Annotated in this window: 1 protein-coding gene; it reads left to right on the forward strand. The window is 53.2% G+C overall.

Translation table 11 applies throughout. The features are described from left to right. Positions 1 to 231 (forward strand): FAD-binding protein (locus ACY2RR_RS24865; RefSeq protein WP_490110878.1); only part of this gene is annotated, 231 nt, incomplete at both ends.

Genomic DNA, 231 nt, shown 5'->3' on the forward strand with positions numbered 1-231 from the left:
ACCAGGACGCGATCGAGTATATGTGCTCGGTTGGTTCTCAGGCTGTTTATGAGCGGGATCATAGGGGTTTGCCATTCTCACGTACTGAAGAGGGTCGTATTTATCAGCTTCCTTTCGGTGGTCAGTCCAAGAATTTTGGTGAAGGTGGTCAGGCAGCCCGTACCTGTGCTGCGGCTGACCGTACCGGTCATGCTCTGTTGCACGCCCTGTATCAGGGTAACCTGAAAGGTG

This window comes from Parendozoicomonas sp. 2304DJ65-17 (genome assembly GCF_058148445.1).